Here is a 19,001-nt window from a genome sequence, read left to right on the forward strand (position 1 = left end):
CGTAATTGTTGTTGATCCCCCATAAGCCCACAACCTAGCGCAGGCCCTGGGCCTCCGCAACAGGAGCGGTGCGCGGCCACACGAACGCCACGGCGGCAAGGGCGACGAAGGGGGCGAGGATGAGGAACCAGGGGTCGTAAAACCGGTGGTTGCCGCTACCCGTAAACGCGAGCGAGACCACCACCGAGGCCCCCACGGCGACCCGCTGCACCCACGCCGGTGCCCGGAACGTGCCCACTAAGGACACCAGCGAGGCGTAGTACCACGGCAGGGTGACCGCGTTTGCCACGAACGCGACGGCGTAGGCGGCGCAGGTGCCGGCGATCGCGCGGGCGGGGTAGCCGCTCTTGCGCGGCCGGAAGTACCACCACGCGACGACCAGGCCCGCGAGCATGACCACCCCGCTGGCGGCGCGGGTGGCGGCGAGGGCGGTGTTGTAGTGGAAGTTCTCGTTGACCAGCTGGGCGACGGGGGTGATGAGCTCAGCCAAAAGCGTCGGCCCGGCGAGCGGGTTGACCACCTTGGAGTTGCCGGAGATCTCCGCGACCCACCCCCAGGAGGCCCCGGAGACCACGGTGACCAGGTCCACGACCGCGAGGGTCAGCGCGAGCGCCCACGCACCACAGCCGGCGAATACGCCGAGGCGGCGGGGCCAGTTGCCCGTCGCAAAGCGTGCGTGCATGATCCACACGACGAACGGCAGCGCGATCGCCGCGGTCGCTTTCAGCGAGACCGCCAGCGCGATGAGCGCAATCCCGCCGCTCGCCCACGCAAAGCGGCGGCGCGTCGGCGCGATGCAGGCGAGCAGCCCGACGGAGACGAGGCCGACCATGATGGATTCGTTGTGCATGCCACCGACCATGTGCAGCAGCATGAGCGGGTTCGCCGCCCCGATCCACAGCGCGAACGCGGGGTTGGCACCGAGCGCTTCGGCAATCCGCGGTACCGCCCACACGATCATCGCGAACCCCAACAGCGAGACGAGCTTATATACGATCAGCCCTGCGGTGACGTCGTCGCCAACCAGGGAAGTGATCGCCTTGCCCAGCCCGAGGTGGGCGGGCCCGTAGGGGGTCGTCGTGTTGCGCCAGTCGTGGCTGACCTCCCACAAATACGGCCCGGGGTTGACGGCTGCGCCTTCGGTGTAGGGGTCGTAGCCGTCGCGAAGCATCGCTCCTTGCATGAGGTAGGAGTAGACGTCGCGCGAGAGGATGGGGGCGCTGAGCACGAGCGGCGCGGTCCACGCCCAGGTGGCCAGGCGCGTGGTGCGTAAACCCGGGCGGGCGCGGCCAAGCACAAGCCAGGCGGCGACGAGCCCGATGATGCCGATGGTCAAAAGCGCTTCCATCAGCCCGCGGCCGTGGCCGTACATGAGCGGGTCGAGGCCGAGCTCGCGCATGATGCCGCTGCGGTTGCGGGTGGCGCCGGCACCGTACGAGCCGAGCGCGATTAAGGTGGCGGCGGCGGTGCCGAGGGCGAGTACTCGCCGCATTAGGCGCGCCGTTCGGTGGAGCGGATCGCGAGCTGGCGCAGCGTGTCGGCAACGTCGGCGTCGATGTCCGCTCGCTCGAGGTGCGCCAGGCCCGAGGCAGTCAGTGCTTCGATTCGCTTCTCGACGCCCTGAAGCGCCCCACTTTCCGCAATCACCTCCGCCAGCCGCGCGAGCTCCTGCGGCGCGGTCGCAGTCCCGATGCCGGCGCGCAGCTCCGCAGCGGCGGCAGGGTCGGAGTCGTCGAGGAGTTCGAGCGCGGTGGCGTAGAGGACGGTGCGCTTGCCCTCGCGGATGTCGTCGCCGGCGGGCTTGCCGGTGATCGCGGAGTCGCCGAAAACACCGAGGATGTCGTCGCGCAGCTGGTAGGCGATGCCGATGTCGCGGCCGTAGCCGCGGAAGGCGTCGATCGTGGCCTGCGGTGCGTCGGCGAGTGCGGCACCTAAGTGGAGGGGGCGCTCGATGGTGTAGGCGGCGGTCTTGAAGCGGTTGACGCGGTCGGCCAGCTCGATCGACTCGCTGCCCTCGCCCTCCAGCATGATGTCGAGGAGCTGGCCGCCGATGACCTCGGTGCGCATGCCGCGCCAGGCCTCGGCGGCGCGCGCTAAGGCGGCGGCGCTGACGCCCGAGTAGCGCCACATGTCCTCGGCCCAGACGAGTGCGAGGTCGCCGATGAGGATGGCGGCGTTGCGGCCGAACTCGGCGGCGTCGCCGCGCCGGCCCGCTTCGCGGTGCGCAGCCTCGACGGCGCGGTGGACGGTGGGGTTGCCGCGGCGGGTATCGGAGGCGTCGATGATGTCGTCGTGGACAAGCGCGCAGGCCTGAATGAACTCGAGCGAGCTGACGGCGCGCAGCACGGCGTCCGGGTTCTCGTCGGTGCGCTCGAGACCGCCCCCGCCGACGAAGCCTGCCCACCCGTAGAGCGGGCGGATGCGCTTGCCGCCGCCAAGCACGAAGCGCTCCAGGTAGCCCACGGAGTTGGACACGGGTGCCCCGATGCGGCCGACGGTGTCGCGCTGGTCGGCAAAGAACTCGCGCAGCTGCGCCTCGACTGCTGCCGGGATCGTCTCGAGTGAGGTGTGCCTTGTGGCCACGGTGGGGCTCCTTTGCTGAGGTAGATCTTCTGCCCCAGGTTACCCACAGGGCAGGCGGCGTCCCAAGATGGCAAACGGGCGCGGGTCGCCGGAGTAGTAGAAGTTGCGGGCGAGGTCTCCAAAGCCGAAGGCGCGGTAGAGACGGAAGGCCCCGTTGGCTTCCCCGGGCGCTTCGGGGGTGGACAGGAGTGCCCAGTGGGCGGGCGCGGCGTCGAGAAGCGAGCGCAGAAGGCGCGTGCCAATGCCGCGGGACTGCGCGGCGGGGGAGACGTGGACCTCTGCGATCTCGAAGTAGCTGCGCAGCATCTCGCGGGCGGTGTCGTCGAGGCGATTGTTCTCGGTCAGCGCGCGGATGAGCTGGCGGTCCCACCAGCGCTCCCTCTGGCCGAGGAAGCCGTAGGCGACGCCGAGGATGCGCGTGCCCTCGATCGCCGCGAAGGCTTCGAAGCCCGGGGTGGTCACGTCGCGGCGCCACACGCGGATCCGCTCGGAGCGGATGGTGCGCGGGTAGTCCATGGCGTCGAGGTAGATGTCCACGAACTGTGGCGCGAGCTGGCTGAACTCGGCGGCGCTGAGGCGGCGGATAGTGACGGTCACGCTTTCCATGGAACCACGGCTGCGCGCGGGGCGGGGGAGAATCACTAAGTTAGAACACGTGAGCGAACATGCGCGGGGTGATGTTCGGTCGGCTTCCTAGAGTTTGGGGCAACACACACTACAAAAGGAGCACAACCATGCACACCAACACCAGCGTCGTCTCTGCCACCGTCTCCCGCGCCAGCTCGGCGGAAAGCAAGCGGGACCGCTTCCTCGCCGCCGCCGACGGATTTCTTGCCCAAGCGCACGAGGAACTCGAGGCGGGCCGCGAAGACGTCGCGTTAGAGCAGGCCTACCTCGCTGCGCTGAGGATCGCGGGCGCGGTGTGCGCGACTTCGCCGACGATACGTAAAAGGAAGCGGCTGCCCACCAGTGCGTGGGACAAGCTCGCCATCACGGGGGCGGACGGCAAGCGCTGGGCGGGAACGTTTCGGCAGTATTCGGCGCTGCGGGGGCGCGTCGTCTCGGGAATCCAGCGCGAGGTTCCCGCGGCGCGCGTGGCGGAGCTTTTGGGCGAGGCCGAGCGCTTCTACGAGTTTGCGCGACCCGATTTCGGCACCGGTGCCCCGCTGGTTGCGTAGGTTGGGAAAGGTTTTGCGCAAAAGAATTCAGCGGCGGGAACAAACTGGGTAGGATGACCGTTGTATAAGTAACAATGTCTGTCGGGTAGCTGGAGAGTGAACCATTGTCTCTTTCTGAACAGGAACAGCGCGCACTCCGCGAGATTGAGCAATCGCTCCTCGCCGAGGATCCGAAGTTCGGCAGCTCCGTAGCGCAAGAGGTGAGCTTTGGCGGCGAGCACCCAGCGGGCAAGCTCACGCTCCGCAGCGTGGCGCTCATGGTGCTCGGCCTCGTGCTGCTGCTGGGCGGAGTGGCGCTCGCCTCGGTGAGCGTGTGGATGGTGGCGCTGAGCATCGTCGGCTTCGGTGTGATGATGGCGGGCGGCGTCATGGCGCTGCGCACTCCGTCGACGCCGACTGCGCACGTGCAGCCGCAGCGCGGCGCGAAGCAGCGCTCGCAGCGTGGCACCTCGTTGGAGGAGAGCTTCCGGCGCCGTTTCGAGGACCGCCAGTAGCGCCTTTCTTGTAAATCGCAGCGCATCCCCGCGTAGGGGGTGCGCTTTTTCGTGCCCGCCCGAAATTCCCCACTTTCACCCACTCGTGCCCCCTGGGGCGTGTGATCCGGCGTGTGCGCGCCCCGGAATCCGCCCCGTGTGCCGTCGAAAACCGCGCTCAATGCCCGGGTTCCGGGGATTTCTCCCCACCGAAAAACATGCAGTTTACCTGCGCAAACACAAATCAAACGCGGAAAGTTCGCCCGTAGTGTGGCGTTTGTGGGGCAAAGTGGGTTAAGGTGGGGCGTAGCGGCGAGCAGTGGCGTACATCTTGACTACGTGTGCGGCGCGAATCGCCGTAGAGAAAATTTCAGAGCCGATTCCGAAGGTGAAGGGAAGGTGGGTCGCCGGATGTTTCTGGGAACCTACACTCCCAAGCTGGACGACAAAGGTCGCTTGACGCTGCCCGCGAAGTTCCGTGAGGGGCTTGCGGACGGGCTGATGGTGACGAAGGGGCAGGATCATTCGCTCGCGGTATACCCGCGGGAGGAGTTCACCGCCAGGGCCAGAAAGGCTGCGGCGGCGTCCCGGACGAACCCGAAGGCGCGCGCGTTTATTCGTAACCTGGCTGCCAGTGCGGATGAGCAGACGTTGGATGGGTCCGGTCGTATTACGTTGTCGCCGGCGCACCGGGAGTACGCCTCCCTGACTAAGGAGTGCGTGGTGATTGGTTCGGTGGATTTTCTCGAGATTTGGGACGCTGAGTCGTGGGCTCAGTACCAAGAAGAGACTGAAGCCGCTTTCTCGGCGGCGGATGATGACGACATTCTCTCCGGTCTGCTGTAGGGCTGACTCCCCGGCAGTGGGCGTGACTACTGACGGAGAGCGTGTACGGACTCTGTCTGGGGCGTGGAGCGTTCTGGTGTACTTCCCCGACATCAGAACAGCCGCCCCGGGCAGGGCTCTATGCGCTCCCCTTGTGTGAGTGTGAAGGAAGCGGCAAGTGTGACGGAGGGAGGTTCCTCGGGTGACGAATCAGCAGATGCACGGGCATGTGCCAGTGATGCGTGAGCGGATGGCCGAGTTGCTCGCCCCGGCGGTGGGCACTGATGCTGTGCTTATCGACGCCACACTCGGCGCCGGCGGACACACCGAGCACTTCCTCACCACGTTCCCCGGCGCACGGGTGATTGGCGTCGACCGTGATCCGAATGCGCTCGCGGAGGCGACCGAGCGGCTCGCGCCGTTTGGCGACCGTTTCGCCGCGGTGCAGGCGCGCTTCGACGAGATGGGCGAAGCCATCGCCGCCGCCGAGGGGGAGGCCTTTGACCTGGTCCGTGCCAATGGCGTGGCCGGGGCGCTGTTTGACCTTGGCGTGTCGTCGATGCAGCTGGATCAGGCCGAGCGCGGGTTTGCATACCGCGTGGACGCGCCGCTGGATATGCGGATGGACCCCACCCGCGGGATCACTGCGGCGGAGGTGTTAAACACCTACAGCCACGGCGAGCTCGCGCATGTGCTCAAGACTTACGGGGATGAGCGGTTCGCGGGCAAGATTGCTGCAGCGGTTATCAAGGAGCGGGAGCGGGAGCCATTTACGACGAGCGCGCGCCTGGTCGAGCTGCTCTACGACACGATCCCGGCCGCCACACGGCGCACCGGCGGGCACCCCGCGAAGCGTACGTTCCAGGCGCTGCGCGTAGAGGTCAACGGCGAGTTGGATGCGATCCGGAACGTGGTCCCGGTGATCACGGACCTGCTTGCCGTCGGCGGGCGGGTGGTGTTCATGAGCTACCAGTCGCACGAGGACAAGATCATCAAGTCCGCGCTGCGCGAGCTGACTACCTCGAAAACGCCGCCGGGGCTGCCGATCGACTTGCCCGGTACCGAAGCGAAGTTCGCTCTGATTACGCACGGGGCGGAGCAGGCGTCGAAAGAAGAAATTGAGCGCAACCCGCGCGCCGCGCCCGTCAGGGTGCGGGGAATCAAGAAACTGTCCGCATAACACACCTGGCCGAAAAGGACGCAGAAACTATGGGAGCACGAGACTTTAACGCGGTGGCGTCGACAAGCACGCTCACCCGGCCCCGCCGGCACCCTGAGCGCACGCGGGTGGCGCGGCCGCATGTGCCGCACGAAAAAGCGCGCGGGCGGCTCGGCTCGAGCCAGGTCGTTTCGGTGCGCGGTCGGCGCGTGGCCGAGGCGCGGGTGACTGATGCACCGCACCGCTTTTCTAAGGTGTCGTCGATTGGCGTTCCGCTGCTGATTGCCGGCGTGCTCACCGCGATGGGGCTGTCGGGGCTGGCGACGTCGCAGTCGTTTAGTATCCAGGACCTGCAGAAGCAGGAGCGGCAGCTAGCGGCCGAGGTGGAGACGCTCAACCGCGACTTAGAGCAGCGCCGCTCTTCGGCGGAGCTGGCGCAGCGCGCTTCCGAGCAGGGCATGCTCGTGGCTTCGCAGCCCGGCATCGTGGACGTGACCGACAACGGGGCGACGCACATCCGCCGCGAGTTCAACCCGGAGGCCAACGCGAAGGTCATCGACGTCAACAGCGCGCAGGCTGACGCCGGACGCGCCTCGAGCGATAGGGAAGCCACCGACGAGATCGGCGATTCGCTTACCGCAACGCCGGGCGGCAACGACCGCCGGCCGGCACCCGCGCAGCGGCTCGATAATGTCGCGCCGTACCAACCAAATGTCGCCTCGAACTTCTAAGATGAGGTACCTGCATCCGCAGGAGCGGACACAGCACACATAGAAGGAGTACACGTGGTGGATTCGGGGTCGCGAGGGCCACGTGAGAAGGCGCGGTCCAAGCGCCAGATCACCAACTCGCGGGTGGGCATCGTGGTGACCGCGGTGATCGTGGTGGCCGTGATACTCATCGGGCGGCTCGCGTGGGTCCAGGTGGTGTGGGGACCGGAGCTGCGCGAGCAGGCGCAGACCCAGCGCACGCGCGTCTACGTCGATCCGGCCCGCCGCGGCCAGGTGGTCGACCGAGAGGGCAACCAGCTCGCCTACACCATGCAGGCGCGCTCGCTGACTGTGTCGCCGAAGATGCTGCGCGGCGAGGTCGCGGACCTGGTGACGAGCCAGATGCGCAACGACGGTGTTTCCGATGGGAGCATCGAAGCGCAGCTCGACGCGCGCGTGGAGGACTACCTGCGCAAGATGGCCAATTCCATCCCCGTGATCATCGGCAATGACTACGTGCTGCCGGAGGCGGGCGAGGACGAGACCCGCATGGAGGTCCTCGACCGGGCTCTTGCCGAGATCGACGCCGACGGCGGCTCCGGTGCGAAGGTCACCGACGCGAAAGACAACGAGGAGCGCAAGATCGGCGCAGTCAGCTCGAAGGATATCTACGAGAAGTTGCACGCGGATACCAACTACGAGGTGCTGGTGCGCAACGTCGACCCGGATGTGGCGATGGGGCTGGCCCGGACGTTCCAGGGCCTGGCGGCGGATCACCAGGACATCCGCAAGTACCCCAACGGTGCGATCGGGGAGAACATCGTGGGCAAGGTCTCCATGGACGGCCAGGGGCAGTTCGGTTTGGAGGCCTCGAGCGACGCAGTACTCACCGGCATTAACGGCCGCTCCACCGAAGACGTCTCCGGCCTGGGCATGTCTATTCCCGGGACGCTGCGCGACGTGGTGCCCGCCGTCGACGGCTCGGAAGTGGAGCTGACCATCGATTTGGACCTGCAGACCTACGTGCAGCAGACAATTGAGCAGTCGAAGGCGAATTCGCAGGCCAAGGGTGCCGAGGCAGTGGTGCTCGACGCGCGCACCGGGGAAGTGCTGGCGATGGCGAATACGGGCACGATTGACCCGAACGGTGACGTCGAGAAGCAGCTCGCGGAAGGCCGCGACTTTGAAAACAACGCCATCTCGCATCCCTTCGAGCCTGGTTCGGTGGCCAAGGTCATCACGGCGGCCGCCTCCATCGAGGAGGGGACGACGAACCCGGAGGAGGTGCACAACGTGCCCGGCTCCATCGACATGGCGGGCGTGACCGTCGCCGATGCCTGGGAGCACGGCGATCTGCCGTACACCACGGCCGGCATCTTCGGTAAGTCCTCGAACGTGGGCACCCTGCAGCTGGCGCAGCGGCTTGGCGAGGAGCGCTTCTGGGACTACCTGCAGCGCTTCGGCCTGGGCAAAACCACCGGCCTTGAGCTGCCGAACGAGTCGGCGGGCATCCTGCCGGTGCTCGAGCAGTGGTCGGGCGGCACCTTTGCCAACCTGCCGATCGGGCAGGGGATGAGCTGGACGACGCTGCAGATGGCGAGCGTGTTCCAGACGCTGGCTAACGACGGCGAACGCATCGAACCGCGCATCATCTCGCGCATTACCGGCCCGGACGGCGAGGAACTCGACCAGCAGGAGCCGGCGACGACCCGGGTGGTCAGCCCGGAGACGGCGCGCACGACCGTCGATATGTTCCGCGCGACCTTCCAGGAGGACCCGAACGGGATCCAGAACGGCACCGCGCAGGGCAACAGCATCGAGGGCTACCAGCTGTCCGGCAAGACGGGCACGGCGCAGAAGGTCGACGAGGACACTGGTGCGTACTCGCAGAGCCGGTATTGGATTACGTTTGCGGGTGTGGCGCCTGCGGACGATCCGCGTTTCGTCGTCGCCATCATGCTGGATGAGCCCCAGCGCGGCCCGCTCGAGGGCGGCGGGGGCGGCCAGTCCGCGGCCCCGGTGTTCAAGGAGATCGCGGCGTGGCTGCTCAACCGCGAGAACATTCCGCCGAGCCCGGAAGCGAAACCGTTTGTGCTGCAGGCGCAGTAGCGACAATGAATCATAACGAAGGAGAACCAATGACTTCCCACGAGGCACCCACACTGTTGCAGCTCGCTGAGTTGACGGGGGCGCGCGTGGTCAACCCGCCGGCCACACCCGCGCCCGTGCGCTCCATCGGCCTCGATTCCGCGGCGCTGGCCCCGGGCGGGCTGTTCGCCGCGCTGCCGGGCACGCGGGTGCACGGCGCTTCCTTCGCTGCTGAAAGCAAGGCGCAGGCAATGCTTACCGACGCCGCCGGCCTGGACATCATCACCGCCACCGGCGACACCCGCCCCGTGTTGGTTGTCGACGACGTGCGCGCCATCCTTGGCGAGGTGTCCGCCGCGGTCTACGGCCACCCCTCGCGCGACATGACGCTGATCGGGGTCACCGGCACCTCGGGCAAGACCACAACCACCTACCTGCTGGAGCGCGGGCTGGCGGCGGCGGGCTGCACCGTGGGGCTGATCGGCACGACCGGCACCCGGATCGCGGGCAAGGATGTGCCGAGCAAGCTGACCACCCCGGAGGCACCCGACCTGCAGCGCCTCTTTGCGCAGATGCGCGACGAGGGGGTGACCCACGTGGTCATGGAGGTCTCCTCGCACGCGCTCATGCTCGGCCGAGTCGGCGGCACGGACTTCGACGTCGCCGGATTTACCAACCTGAGCCAGGACCACCTGGATTTTCACCCAACGATGGAGGACTACTTTCAGGCCAAGGCGCTGTTCTTCGACCCCGCCTCGCCACTCGCCGCGCCCTTGAGCGTGATTTGCGTGGACGATGCGTGGGGCCAGCGCATGGCGGCGCTGGCGGGGGATTCGCTTAAGGTCGGCACGCGTGGGCAGGGCGGCGTCGATATCGCGGCGTCACAGCTGTCAGTAGAGGACTCCGGCGCGCAGGAGATCACACTCGAGCTCGCGGGGGAAAGCTTTACGTTCCGGCTGCCTCTGCCGGGCGAGTTCAACGTGGCCAACGCCGCGCTCGCGGCCGGCCTGGCGCACCGGGTGGGCGTGGATGTGGCCGCCTTCGTGCACGGCCTGTCACAGGCCGCGGTGCCGGGGCGCATGGAGCGCATCGACGTCGGGCAGGACTTCGTCGCCGTGGTGGATTACGCCCACAAGCCGGCCGCGATCGCCGCGGTGCTGGCTACGCTGCGTTCGCAGGTTGCCGGGCGCGTCGGCATCGTCGTTGGTGCCGGCGGCGACCGCGATGCCTCCAAGCGCGCCATCATGGGTGCGGAGGCCGCCCGCGGTGCCGATTTCGTGGTGGTGGCGGACGATAACCCGCGCACCGAGGACCCGGCCGCCATCCGCGCCGCCGTGCGCGCAGGCGCCGAGGAAGCGGCCGCTGAGGGCGTGGAGATCCGCGAGGATGCAAGCCGCGCCGGCGCGATCGACCAGCTGGTGGCCTGGGCGCAGCCGGGCGATGCGATCGTCGTGGTGGGCAAGGGCCACGAGGTTGGCCAGATCGTCGGCACGACGACCCACCACTTCGATGATCGCGAAGAGATGCGCCGTGCGCTCGCGGAGCAAGGCTACACAGCAACGAGCGACAAGGAGTAAGGCATGATCCCGCTGACATTGGCCCAGATTGCCGAGATCACCGGCGGCCGGCTCAGCCCGGAGGCCGACCCGGACGCGGTGGTGACCGGCAACGTGGAGTTCGACTCCCGCAAGCTCGCCGCAGGCGGCCTGTTCGTAGCCCTGCGCGGCGCGCGCGTCGATGGCCACGACTTCGCGGCCGCCGCCGTGCGCGACGGGGCGGTCGCGGCGCTGACCGTGCGCGAGGTCGGCGTGCCCGCCGTCATCGTGCCGAAGGTGCCGCGTCGCCCCGGCGATAATTCCGACTTGGCCGCGGGCGACCCGGACGGCTCGACCGCGGGCGTGGTCGCGGGCATGAGCGCGTTGGCCGCGCACGTCGCCCGCGAGCTCGCGGCTCACCACGGGCTGACTATTGCCGGGGTGACGGGCTCGGCGGGCAAGACCTCTACCAAAGACCTCATGGCTACGCTGCTTGCGCGCGCGGGCGAGACGGTCGCCCCACCCGGCTCCTTTAACAACGAGATCGGCCACCCGTATACCGTGCTGCGGTGCACCGAGTCGACGGATTTCCTTGTCGCCGAGATGTCGGCGCGCGGCATCGGGCACATCGCGCACTTGGCGCAGATCGCCCCGCCGCGCATCGGCGTGGTGCTCAACGTCGGCTCCGCCCACCTGGGCGAATTCGGCTCCCGCGCCAACATCGCCCAGGCGAAGGGCGAGCTGGTTGAGGCGCTGCCCGCGGCGAGCGACGGCGGCGTGGCCGTCCTCAACGCCGACGACGACTTGGTCGCCGCGATGGCTGCGCGCACACAAGCCCGTGTAGTCACCTTTTCTACGCGCCCGCGCGGCGGCGACTTCTACGCCACCGATATCTCCTTGGACGCGGTCGCCCGCGCCACGTTTACGATGCACTGCCCGCAAGGCGAACCGCAGCGGGTGTCTCTCGGCGTGTTCGGCGCGCACCAAGTGGGCAACGCGCTGGCGGCCGCGGCCGTCGGGATCGAGGCCGGACTTTCGTGCGCTGAGGTTGCCGAGGCGCTTAGCGCTGCGCGTTCCGTCTCCGTCAACCGCATGGATGTGAACACCCGCGAGGACGGCGTGACCGTGATCAATGACGCGTACAACGCGAACCCGGAGTCCATGCGCGCGGCAATCGCCGCACTGGGCTACACCGCCGCGGCGCGCCCGGGCGTGCGCTCGGTCGCCGTGCTCGGGGAGATGGGCGAGCTTGGCGACAACGCCCCGCACGCCCACGCCGCACTCGCCGAAGAACTCGCTCGCTACCGGGTCACCCACCTGGTGGCGGTCGGGCACAACCCGTCGATGGACGCGCTGCTGACCGGTGCGCACGCAGCCGGCATCCACACCGCCCACGTCGCGGACGCACAGGAGGCGGCCGAGCACGTGCGCCACCTGTTGGCGTCGGCACCGCACGGCGAGAGCGGCTGGGAGGCGCGCGAGGATCGCGACGTCGTCCTGGTCAAAGCGTCGAACGCGGGCAAGCTGTGGACGGTGGCGGAGTCGCTGTTGGCGGGGCATCGTCTGCGCGAGGATGCGCGGAATTATCCTCATACATAGCGGAATTTTTCGTTTTGAGAACTTTAAGCAAGGAAGCAGTGTCATGATTCAAGTCATCAGCGCAGGGATTATCAGCTTCCTCGTCGCAATCTTTACCACCCCCGTGCTCATCCGGTACTTCCACCGGCGGGAGATGGGGCAGGAGATTCGCGAGGATGGTCCGCAGTCCCACGCGCGCAAGCGCGGTACGCCCACGATGGGCGGTATTGCCATCTTGGTGGCGATCACGGTGAGCTACATCGCGAGCTCGGTGATCGCGCTGGTGACCGGCCACGAGGCGTTCACGGCCACGGGCCTGATCGTGCTTGGCCTGACTTTGGCGCTCGGGCTGGTTGGCTTTGCCGACGACGGCATCAAACTCTTCATGAAGCGCAACCTCGGCCTGAACAAGACCGCCAAGCTTGTCGCGCAGCTGGCGATCGCGTTGGCCTTCGGCATCCTGGTGCTGCAGTTCCCGGATGATAACGGGCTGACCCCCGGCTCGACCGCGCTGAGCTTTGTGCGCGATATCGACACTCTCGACATCGCGGTTGGCGGGGGCATCATCGGCACAATCGTCTTCCTCGTCTTCATCTACGTCCTGTTGGCCGCGTGGTCGAACGCGGTCAACCTCACCGACGGCCTCGACGGCCTGGCTGCGGGCACCACCGCGCTGGTCATGTCGGCCTACGTCACCATTACGTTCTGGCAGTTCCGCAACTCCTGCTCGCTGGAGGCCACCCCGGGCTGCTATTCGGTGCGCGACCCGCTCGACTTGGCGATCCTGGCCGCCGCCGGCTTCGGCGCCTGCATCGGTTTTCTGTGGTGGAACGCGGCGCCGGCGAAGATCTTCATGGGCGATACCGGTTCGCTCGCGCTCGGCGGCCTGGTCGCCGGGCTGTCGGTGACCTCGCGCACCGAGCTGCTCATGGTGGTCGTTGGCGCGCTCTTCGTCATCGAGGCCGCCTCCGTGGTCATCCAGGTTGCCTCCTTTAAGGCCACTGGCAAGCGCGTGTTCCGCATGGCACCCTTCCACCACCACTTTGAAAACGGCGGCTGGGCCGAGACCTCGGTGGTGGTCCGCTTCTGGATCATCGCCGCCATGTCGGTCGCCCTCGGTCTAGCCCTGTTCTACGGCGAGTGGCTCACGCAAAACGGGGTGAGCCTCTAATGGCCACACACCTCCCGGTCGCCGAACCCGTCCTGGTCACCGGCGCGGGCGTGTCCGGTATGGGCGCGGCGAAGCTGCTCACTCAGCTCGGCGTCGCGCACGCGGTTGCCGACGACAACGCCACCGGCCGCACCACACTCCACGAAACGACCGGCTCTCCCACGCTCACGACCGCAGAGGCCGCCGCGCGCCTCGGCGAGTTCGCCACCGTGGTGACCTCGCCAGGCTGGCGGCCGGACACGCCACTGCTCGTCGCAGCCGCCGCGGCCGGGCTCGAGGTCATCGGCGACGTGGAGCTGTGCTTCCGCCTCGACCGCGCCGGCATCTTCGGCCACCCGCGCGACTGGCTGGTGGTCACCGGTACGAACGGCAAGACCACCACCACCGGCATGCTCGCCGCGATCATGGCGCAGGTAGGTCAAGCCACGGGGAAGCGGGCGCAGGCTTGCGGCAACATCGGGCTTGCGGTCGCGGATGCGCTCGTGGCCGAGCCCCGCGTCGACGTGCTGGTCGCGGAGCTGTCCAGCTTCCAGCTGTACTGGTCGAGCCAGCTTGTGCCCGATGCGGGCGTGCTGCTCAACCTGGCTGATGATCATCTGGATTGGCATGGGTCGTTTGCGGGCTACGCGGCGTCGAAAAGCAAAGTGCTGCGCGCGCGATTCGCGGTGGCTGGCATCGACGATGCGCACGTGCGTGAGCTGGCCGCGGCCTTCCACGACATCATCGGCTTTACCCAGGCGAAACCAGGCGAGGGCGAGGTCGGCGTCCAAGAGGGGCGGATCGTGGCGCGCCTCGGCGTTGAGCTTCTCGACGTCGCCTCCGCCAAAGGCATCCAACCACCCGGTGCGGCGGGCGTGCTCGACGCGCTGGCGGCAACGGCTGTCGCGCTGACCCAGGGCGCCACGCCTGCGCAGATTCAGGCGGGGCTTGCCTCGTACCAGGTGGCGGACCACCGCGGCGCGCTCGTGCATACGGCGCAGGGCGTGAACTGGGTGGATAACTCGAAGGCGACGAACCCGCACGCCGCGCACTCCGCGCTCGCAGGCAGCGAAGGGGCAGTCGTGTGGATCGCCGGCGGCCAGCTTAAGGGGGCGAGTGTCGACGAACTCGTGCGCGAGCACGCCGGGCAGCTGCGCGCCGTCGCGCTGCTTGGTCAGGACCGGGAGCTGATCCGCGAGGCGTGCGCGCGCCTTGCCCCGCAGGTACCCGTCTTTGTCACGGACGAGATGGACCCGCAGCGCGCGATGCAGCAGGTCTGCGACTACGCGGCCGCGCAGGCGCAGCCTGGCGACACGGTGCTGCTCGCCCCGGCGGCGGCGAGCTTGGACATGTACCCGGGCATGGCCGCGCGCGGGGAGGCCTTCCGCGCGGCGGCGCTGCGCGCGTGCCCATCGGATTGACAGGAGACACGGAGGCGGGCCGCGCCTTGTGGCGCGACGCACCGTGTACTCTCAAGTGGTACTTGATACTTTTTGTTCAGCCTTTGGCGAAAGGATGAGGCCATGACGGTCACCCGCGACGGACACCCAGCCGCACGAACGGCACGGCGCAACGACCGTGCGCAGCGGCCGGTGTCCCGGCTGGGGGCGGCCTCGCGCCGGGTGGAGGACTTCCTCGACGCGCGCCCGCTGATCGACTACACGATGATCCGCAGCGTCGTCTTCGTGCTTGCCGGACTCGGGCTGGTGATGGTGCTGTCCTCGTCGATGGCGATGTCGTACTTCGAGGCGGCGTCACCGTGGAAGACCGCCGCCCGGCAGGGACTGATGGTAGTGATGGGCCTGGTGGCCTTCCTCGCGGCGCTGCAGATGCCGCTGCGGTGGTTGCGCAGTATCAACGCGGTGATGCTGCTCGTCTCCTACGTTCTGCTGGTCCTGGTGTTGCCGTTCGGCACGGGCGGGGATGAGGTCGGTTCGCAGTCCTGGCTGGCACTGGGGCCGTTGCGCGTGCAGCCCTCGGAGATCGCGCGTCTGACCTTCGCCATCTGGGGCGCGCAAGAGGTCGCCCGCAAGGGGATCCGCTTCAAGTTGGACAGCGGCGCGGCCTTCTACCTCGTGGGCATCGGGGGCTTCCTCCTGATTGCGGCGCAGAAGGATATGGGCATGGCCCTGTCCTTTGCGCTAATCATGGGCCTGATCATGTTCTTCGCTGGCGTGACGCGCACGGTGTTGCTCAGCTTTGGGCTCATCGGCCTGGGGATGTTGCTGTTTACCTTCCTCAGCGGCAGCTTCCGTTCCGATCGCTTCCACGTCTACTTCGACGCGCTCTTCGGCAAGTTCGACGACACCCGCGGCATCGCCTTCCAGTCCCACCAGGGCTTCTTATCGCTTGCCGACGGCGGCCTCTTCGGCGTCGGACTCGGCCAGTCCCGCGCCAAGTGGTTCTACCTTCCGGAGGCGAAGAATGACTTCATCTTCGCCATCATTGGCGAGGAACTCGGCCTGTGGGGCGGCGCGTTGGTTATCGGCCTGTTCGCTGCGCTCGGCTACTTCGGCCTGCGGGCGGCCCGCCGCGCGGCGACCCAGGAGCAGCGCATGATCGCGGCCTCCCTGACCGCCGCCGTGGTGGTGCAGGCGCTGATCAACATCAGCTACGTCGTTGGCCTGCTGCCGGTGACCGGTATCCAGCTGCCCATGATCTCCGCCGGTGGCTCCTCTGCGGTGGTGACCTTCGGCGCGATGGGCGTGCTCGCCTCGATCGCGCGCCACGAACCCGACGCGGTCTCGGCGATGCAGAACTACGGCCGCCCGCGCTTCGACCGCGTCTTCCGCATCCCGGAGCCGCAGCCGGCCGTCGCCGCGCAGCCGGAACGCCGGGCGCGCGCAGCCGCCGCACCCCAGCCGGAGCGCCGCCCGCACAAGCAGCGCGTCATGCGGGGACGCCGGGTGGTGCACGCCTCTGAACGTGAAGCACGCTTCGGTACCCCGGTCACCGCGCGCGGCGAGCGCACTCGTCAGGTGGGGCGCACGCCGGGGCATGCGCGGGTGGCGCGCCCGGACCGGACAGCGGGGCGCAAACAAGCAAGCTCCCCCCGCTCGCGCCAGCGGCCGCGCTACGATGAACCGCGCAACCGCCGCGCGGGCTAGAAAGGCATAACAGATCATGAGTGAGACACCCGAACAGCTGTCTGTCGTTCTCGCTGGTGGCGGCACCGCCGGGCATATCGAGCCGGCGCTTGCCGTCGGGGAGGTGCTGCGCGATACGTATGGCGCGCACGTCGTCGCACTTGGCACCGAGCGTGGGCTGGAGACCACGATCGTCCCGGCCCGCGGCTTCGAGCTTGCGCTGATCGACCCAGTGCCGATCCCGCGCAAGAAGCCGCTGCAGCTGCTGAAAGTTCCGACGCGCCTGCGGCGTGCGGTGCGCCAGGCGAAAGACGCGATGCGTGAGGCGAACGCGGACGTAGTCTTCGGCACCGGCGGCTACGTCGCCGCGCCCGCTTACCTGGCGGCGAAGCAGCTCGGCTTGCCGTTTTTCGTGCTGGAGACCAACGCGCTGGCTGGCATGGCGAACAAGCTGGGCGTACGCCTTGGCGGCGTGGGGCTGAACGCGGTGCCGAACTCTGGCATGGCCGGCGATGTCGTCGGCATCCCGGTGCGCCCGGGCGTGGGCGTGGACCCAGACGGGGCGAAGGCGGAGCGCGGCTACAAGACGTGGAACCTTGACCCCGCGAAAAAGACGGTGCTGGTCACCGGCGGCTCGCAGGGTGCGGTGAGCATCAATACCGCGCTTGCCGGCGCGGTCGAGCGGATCACCGCGGCCGGTGTCCAGGTGCTGCACGCCTACGGGCGCAAAAATGACGCCCCGGCCCCGCACGACGGCTACACTGCGGTGCCCTACATCGACGACATGGAGGCCGCCTACGCCGTGGCCGACCTCGTGGTGTGCCGTTCGGGCGCGATGACGGTCGCGGAGAATTCCTCGGCCGGCCTGCCCGCGATCTACGTGCCGCTGCCGCACGGCAACGGCGAGCAGGGCTTAAACTCGGCCCACCTCGTTGCCACGGGTGCGGCCGTGCGTATCGACGACGCGCAACTGACCCCCGACAGCCTCGCCGCCGAAGTCACCGCCATTTTGGGCGACGAGGCGCGCTACGCCAAGATGCGCGACGCGCTGGCCACCTCGGGCGCAGGCAACGTCGCCGAGGAACTGGCCCGCCGCGTGGTCACCGCAGCCGCCCGCAGCCACCAGAAGTAGATTCACCGCCTTGGAGCAAGGAGCACAATCATGACGCAGACCATTGACCTCTCGCGTGTCCACCTCATCGGCATCGGCGGCTCCGGCATGTCGGGCGTCGCCCACATCCTGCTCGACCGCGGCGCGGTGGTCACCGGCTCGGACGTGAAGGACTCGCGCCCGGTGCGCGCGCTGCGCATGCAGGGCGCGAAGGTCGCCGTCGGGCATGCGAAGGAGAACCTCGAGCTTTCCGGCCAGCTGCCCACCGTGGTGGTGACCAGCTTCGCGGCCATTCCGAAGGACAACCCGGAGCTTGTCGCGGCCGCCGAGGCTGGCATCCCGGTCATCCGCCGCTCGGACTTGCTCGGCGAGCTCATGGAGGGCTACACCCAGCTCCTGCTCGCTGGCACCCACGGCAAGACCTCGACCACCTCGATGGCGGTCGTCGCCCTGCAGGCCGCGGGCGTGGATCCCTCCTTCGCCATTGGCGGGCAGCTCAACCGCGCGGGTACGAATGCCCACCACGGCGCGGGCAAAATCTTCGTGGCCGAAGCTGACGAGTCCGACGCCTCGCTGCTGCGCTACAAGCCGAATGTCGCGGTGATCACCAACATCGAGCCGGACCACCTCGACTACTTCGGTACCCACGAGGCCTACTTCAAGGTCTTCGACGACTTCGCCGACCGCATCCAGCCCGGCGGCCACCTCGTGGTCTGCTTCGACGACGAGCATGCGGCCGACTGCGGCAAACGGGCGATCGAGCGCGGCGTGAACGTGCTCGGCTATGGCAGCGCAGAGGCCGCCGCCCGCCACCCGGAGATCCCCGCCGGTGCCGTGATCACCGGCGAGGAGCCGGACGGTTCCTACGTCAACACCACCGTCGAGCTGCGCCTGCCCGATCAGGACCCGCAGAAGGTGCACTACCGTCTCACCGTGCCGGGGCGCCACATGGTGCTCAACTCTGCCGCCGCGATGCTCGCCGGCGCACTCGTGGGTGCCGACCCGGCGAAGCTAGCCGACGGCCTGAGCGATTTCACCGGCGTGCGCCGCCGCTTCGAGTTCACCGGCCAGGTCGAGTCCGGCCCCTTTACCGGCGTGCGTGTCTACGACGATTACGCGCACCACCCGACCGAGGTCGCCGCCGTGCTCACCGCCGCCCGCGACAAGGTGGTCTCCGAGGGCAACGGCGCCCGCGTCGTGGTGTGCTTCCAGCCGCACCTGTTCTCCCGCACCGAGGCGTTCGCCGAGGAGTTCGCCCGGGCCCTTTCGCTTGCCGACGCCTGCGTCATCCTCGACATCTACGGCGCCCGCGAAACCCCCGTCGAGGGCGTGACTTCACGCATCATCACCGACCGCATCGACGAGGACACCGTGGTACGCCTCGAGCCAGACTTCTCCGCCGCGCCGCGGACGGTCGCTGCGGTGACCAAGCCGGGCGACCTCGTACTCACCATGGGTGCGGGCACGGTCACCCTGCTCGCCCCGGAGATCCTGGCACAGCTGCGCGAGCAGCCGGAGGCATAAG

The 19,001-nt window shown here is 68.1% G+C and carries 16 protein-coding genes; 13 read left to right on the top strand and 3 right to left on the bottom strand.

What is annotated here, in order from left to right; genetic code table 11:
* Positions 1 to 34: 34 nt before the first annotated feature.
* The 3 genes from HMPREF2990_RS06790 to HMPREF2990_RS06800 are packed head-to-tail and all read right to left on the bottom strand — an operon-like array spanning position 35 to position 3,189.
* On the bottom strand, positions 35 to 1,492 hold the full coding sequence (locus HMPREF2990_RS06790; protein ID WP_070763463.1) for an alpha-(1->6)-mannopyranosyltransferase A: 1,458 nt from the start codon (positions 1,490 to 1,492) through the stop codon (positions 35 to 37).
* Positions 1,492 to 2,583 carry a polyprenyl synthetase family protein gene (locus HMPREF2990_RS06795; RefSeq protein WP_070763465.1) on the bottom strand — a complete coding sequence of 364 codons (1,092 nt, stop codon included), beginning with the start codon at positions 2,581 to 2,583 and terminating at the stop codon, positions 1,492 to 1,494. The genes HMPREF2990_RS06790 and HMPREF2990_RS06795 overlap by 1 nt, the downstream gene beginning before the upstream one ends.
* Positions 2,584 to 2,622: 39 nt before the next feature.
* Positions 2,623 to 3,189, bottom strand: a complete 567-nt coding sequence (locus HMPREF2990_RS06800; protein ID WP_371575514.1) for a GNAT family N-acetyltransferase — start codon at positions 3,187 to 3,189, stop codon at positions 2,623 to 2,625.
* Positions 3,190 to 3,317: 128 nt separating this feature from the next.
* Here HMPREF2990_RS06800 and HMPREF2990_RS06805 point away from each other — a divergent pair, with 128 nt between their 5' ends.
* The 13 genes from HMPREF2990_RS06805 (at position 3,318) to murC (ending at position 19,000) form a co-directional block, all read left to right on the top strand.
* Positions 3,318 to 3,761 carry an SAV_6107 family HEPN domain-containing protein gene (locus HMPREF2990_RS06805; protein WP_070763469.1) on the top strand — a complete coding sequence of 148 codons (444 nt, stop codon included), beginning with the start codon at positions 3,318 to 3,320 and terminating at the stop codon, positions 3,759 to 3,761.
* A 104-nt stretch (positions 3,762 to 3,865) separates the two neighbouring features.
* Positions 3,866 to 4,255: a DUF3040 domain-containing protein gene (locus tag HMPREF2990_RS06810; RefSeq protein WP_070763471.1), complete on the top strand. Its 390-nt coding sequence runs from the start codon at positions 3,866 to 3,868 to the stop codon at positions 4,253 to 4,255.
* Between the two features lie 390 nt (positions 4,256 to 4,645).
* Complete coding sequence (mraZ, locus tag HMPREF2990_RS06815; protein WP_038591497.1) at positions 4,646 to 5,080, top strand: division/cell wall cluster transcriptional repressor MraZ; 435 nt, start codon at positions 4,646 to 4,648, stop codon at positions 5,078 to 5,080.
* Between the two features lie 196 nt (positions 5,081 to 5,276).
* Positions 5,277 to 6,239, top strand: coding sequence for a 16S rRNA (cytosine(1402)-N(4))-methyltransferase RsmH (rsmH, locus tag HMPREF2990_RS06820; RefSeq protein WP_070763936.1), 963 nt, complete (start codon positions 5,277 to 5,279; stop codon positions 6,237 to 6,239).
* A gap of 29 nt (positions 6,240 to 6,268) precedes the next feature.
* The gene (locus tag HMPREF2990_RS06825; RefSeq protein WP_141757833.1) at positions 6,269 to 6,949 is read left to right on the top strand and encodes a cell division protein FtsL; all 681 of its coding nucleotides are present in this window, start codon (positions 6,269 to 6,271) and stop codon (positions 6,947 to 6,949) included.
* A gap of 57 nt (positions 6,950 to 7,006) precedes the next feature.
* Positions 7,007 to 9,037 carry a peptidoglycan D,D-transpeptidase FtsI family protein gene (locus HMPREF2990_RS06830; RefSeq protein WP_371575705.1) on the top strand — a complete coding sequence of 677 codons (2,031 nt, stop codon included), beginning with the start codon at positions 7,007 to 7,009 and terminating at the stop codon, positions 9,035 to 9,037.
* Between the two features lie 29 nt (positions 9,038 to 9,066).
* The gene (locus HMPREF2990_RS06835; RefSeq protein ID WP_070763473.1) at positions 9,067 to 10,593 is read left to right on the top strand and encodes a UDP-N-acetylmuramoyl-L-alanyl-D-glutamate--2,6-diaminopimelate ligase; all 1,527 of its coding nucleotides are present in this window, start codon (positions 9,067 to 9,069) and stop codon (positions 10,591 to 10,593) included.
* Positions 10,594 to 10,596: 3 nt separating this feature from the next.
* Positions 10,597 to 12,150 carry a UDP-N-acetylmuramoyl-tripeptide--D-alanyl-D-alanine ligase gene (gene murF / locus HMPREF2990_RS06840; protein ID WP_070763475.1) on the top strand — a complete coding sequence of 518 codons (1,554 nt, stop codon included), beginning with the start codon at positions 10,597 to 10,599 and terminating at the stop codon, positions 12,148 to 12,150.
* 43 nt (positions 12,151 to 12,193) lie between these two features.
* A complete protein-coding gene (mraY, locus tag HMPREF2990_RS06845) occupies positions 12,194 to 13,300 on the top strand; it encodes a phospho-N-acetylmuramoyl-pentapeptide-transferase (RefSeq protein ID WP_070763477.1) in 1,107 nt (368 codons plus the stop codon).
* On the top strand, positions 13,300 to 14,700 hold the full coding sequence (gene murD / locus HMPREF2990_RS06850) for a UDP-N-acetylmuramoyl-L-alanine--D-glutamate ligase (RefSeq protein WP_070763479.1): 1,401 nt from the start codon (positions 13,300 to 13,302) through the stop codon (positions 14,698 to 14,700). Before mraY ends, murD begins: the two co-directional genes overlap by 1 nt.
* 102 nt (positions 14,701 to 14,802) lie before the next feature.
* A complete protein-coding gene (locus tag HMPREF2990_RS06855; RefSeq protein ID WP_070763480.1) occupies positions 14,803 to 16,386 on the top strand; it encodes an FtsW/RodA/SpoVE family cell cycle protein in 1,584 nt (527 codons plus the stop codon).
* A gap of 16 nt (positions 16,387 to 16,402) precedes the next feature.
* The gene (locus HMPREF2990_RS06860) at positions 16,403 to 17,497 is read left to right on the top strand and encodes a UDP-N-acetylglucosamine--N-acetylmuramyl-(pentapeptide) pyrophosphoryl-undecaprenol N-acetylglucosamine transferase (protein WP_070763482.1); all 1,095 of its coding nucleotides are present in this window, start codon (positions 16,403 to 16,405) and stop codon (positions 17,495 to 17,497) included.
* A 30-nt stretch (positions 17,498 to 17,527) separates the two neighbouring features.
* Positions 17,528 to 19,000 (top strand): UDP-N-acetylmuramate--L-alanine ligase, encoded by a 1,473-nt coding sequence (gene murC, locus HMPREF2990_RS06865; RefSeq protein ID WP_070763484.1) that lies wholly within the window; start codon positions 17,528 to 17,530, stop codon positions 18,998 to 19,000.
* Position 19,001 lies beyond the last annotated feature (1 nt).

It is taken from the genome of Corynebacterium sp. HMSC071B10 (genome assembly GCF_001814825.1).
In the GTDB taxonomy this organism is placed as follows: Bacteria; Actinomycetota; Actinomycetes; order Mycobacteriales; family Mycobacteriaceae; genus Corynebacterium.

Coding starts and splice junctions, on each gene's coding strand:
- HMPREF2990_RS06825 (WP_141757833.1), top strand. CDS start 6,269: ATGGGAGCACGAGACTTTAACGCGGTGGCGTCGACAAGCACGCTCACC.
- murF (WP_070763475.1), top strand. CDS start 10,597: ATGATCCCGCTGACATTGGCCCAGATTGCCGAGATCACCGGCGGCCGG.
- rsmH (WP_070763936.1), top strand. CDS start 5,277: ATGCACGGGCATGTGCCAGTGATGCGTGAGCGGATGGCCGAGTTGCTC.
- murD (WP_070763479.1), top strand. CDS start 13,300: ATGGCCACACACCTCCCGGTCGCCGAACCCGTCCTGGTCACCGGCGCG.
- HMPREF2990_RS06835 (WP_070763473.1), top strand. CDS start 9,067: ATGACTTCCCACGAGGCACCCACACTGTTGCAGCTCGCTGAGTTGACG.
- mraY (WP_070763477.1), top strand. CDS start 12,194: ATGATTCAAGTCATCAGCGCAGGGATTATCAGCTTCCTCGTCGCAATC.
- HMPREF2990_RS06800 (WP_371575514.1), bottom strand. CDS start 3,189: ATGGAAAGCGTGACCGTCACTATCCGCCGCCTCAGCGCCGCCGAGTTC.
- HMPREF2990_RS06860 (WP_070763482.1), top strand. CDS start 16,403: ATGAGTGAGACACCCGAACAGCTGTCTGTCGTTCTCGCTGGTGGCGGC.
- HMPREF2990_RS06855 (WP_070763480.1), top strand. CDS start 14,803: ATGACGGTCACCCGCGACGGACACCCAGCCGCACGAACGGCACGGCGC.
- HMPREF2990_RS06790 (WP_070763463.1), bottom strand. CDS start 1,492: ATGCGGCGAGTACTCGCCCTCGGCACCGCCGCCGCCACCTTAATCGCG.
- mraZ (WP_038591497.1), top strand. CDS start 4,646: ATGTTTCTGGGAACCTACACTCCCAAGCTGGACGACAAAGGTCGCTTG.
- murC (WP_070763484.1), top strand. CDS start 17,528: ATGACGCAGACCATTGACCTCTCGCGTGTCCACCTCATCGGCATCGGC.
- HMPREF2990_RS06805 (WP_070763469.1), top strand. CDS start 3,318: ATGCACACCAACACCAGCGTCGTCTCTGCCACCGTCTCCCGCGCCAGC.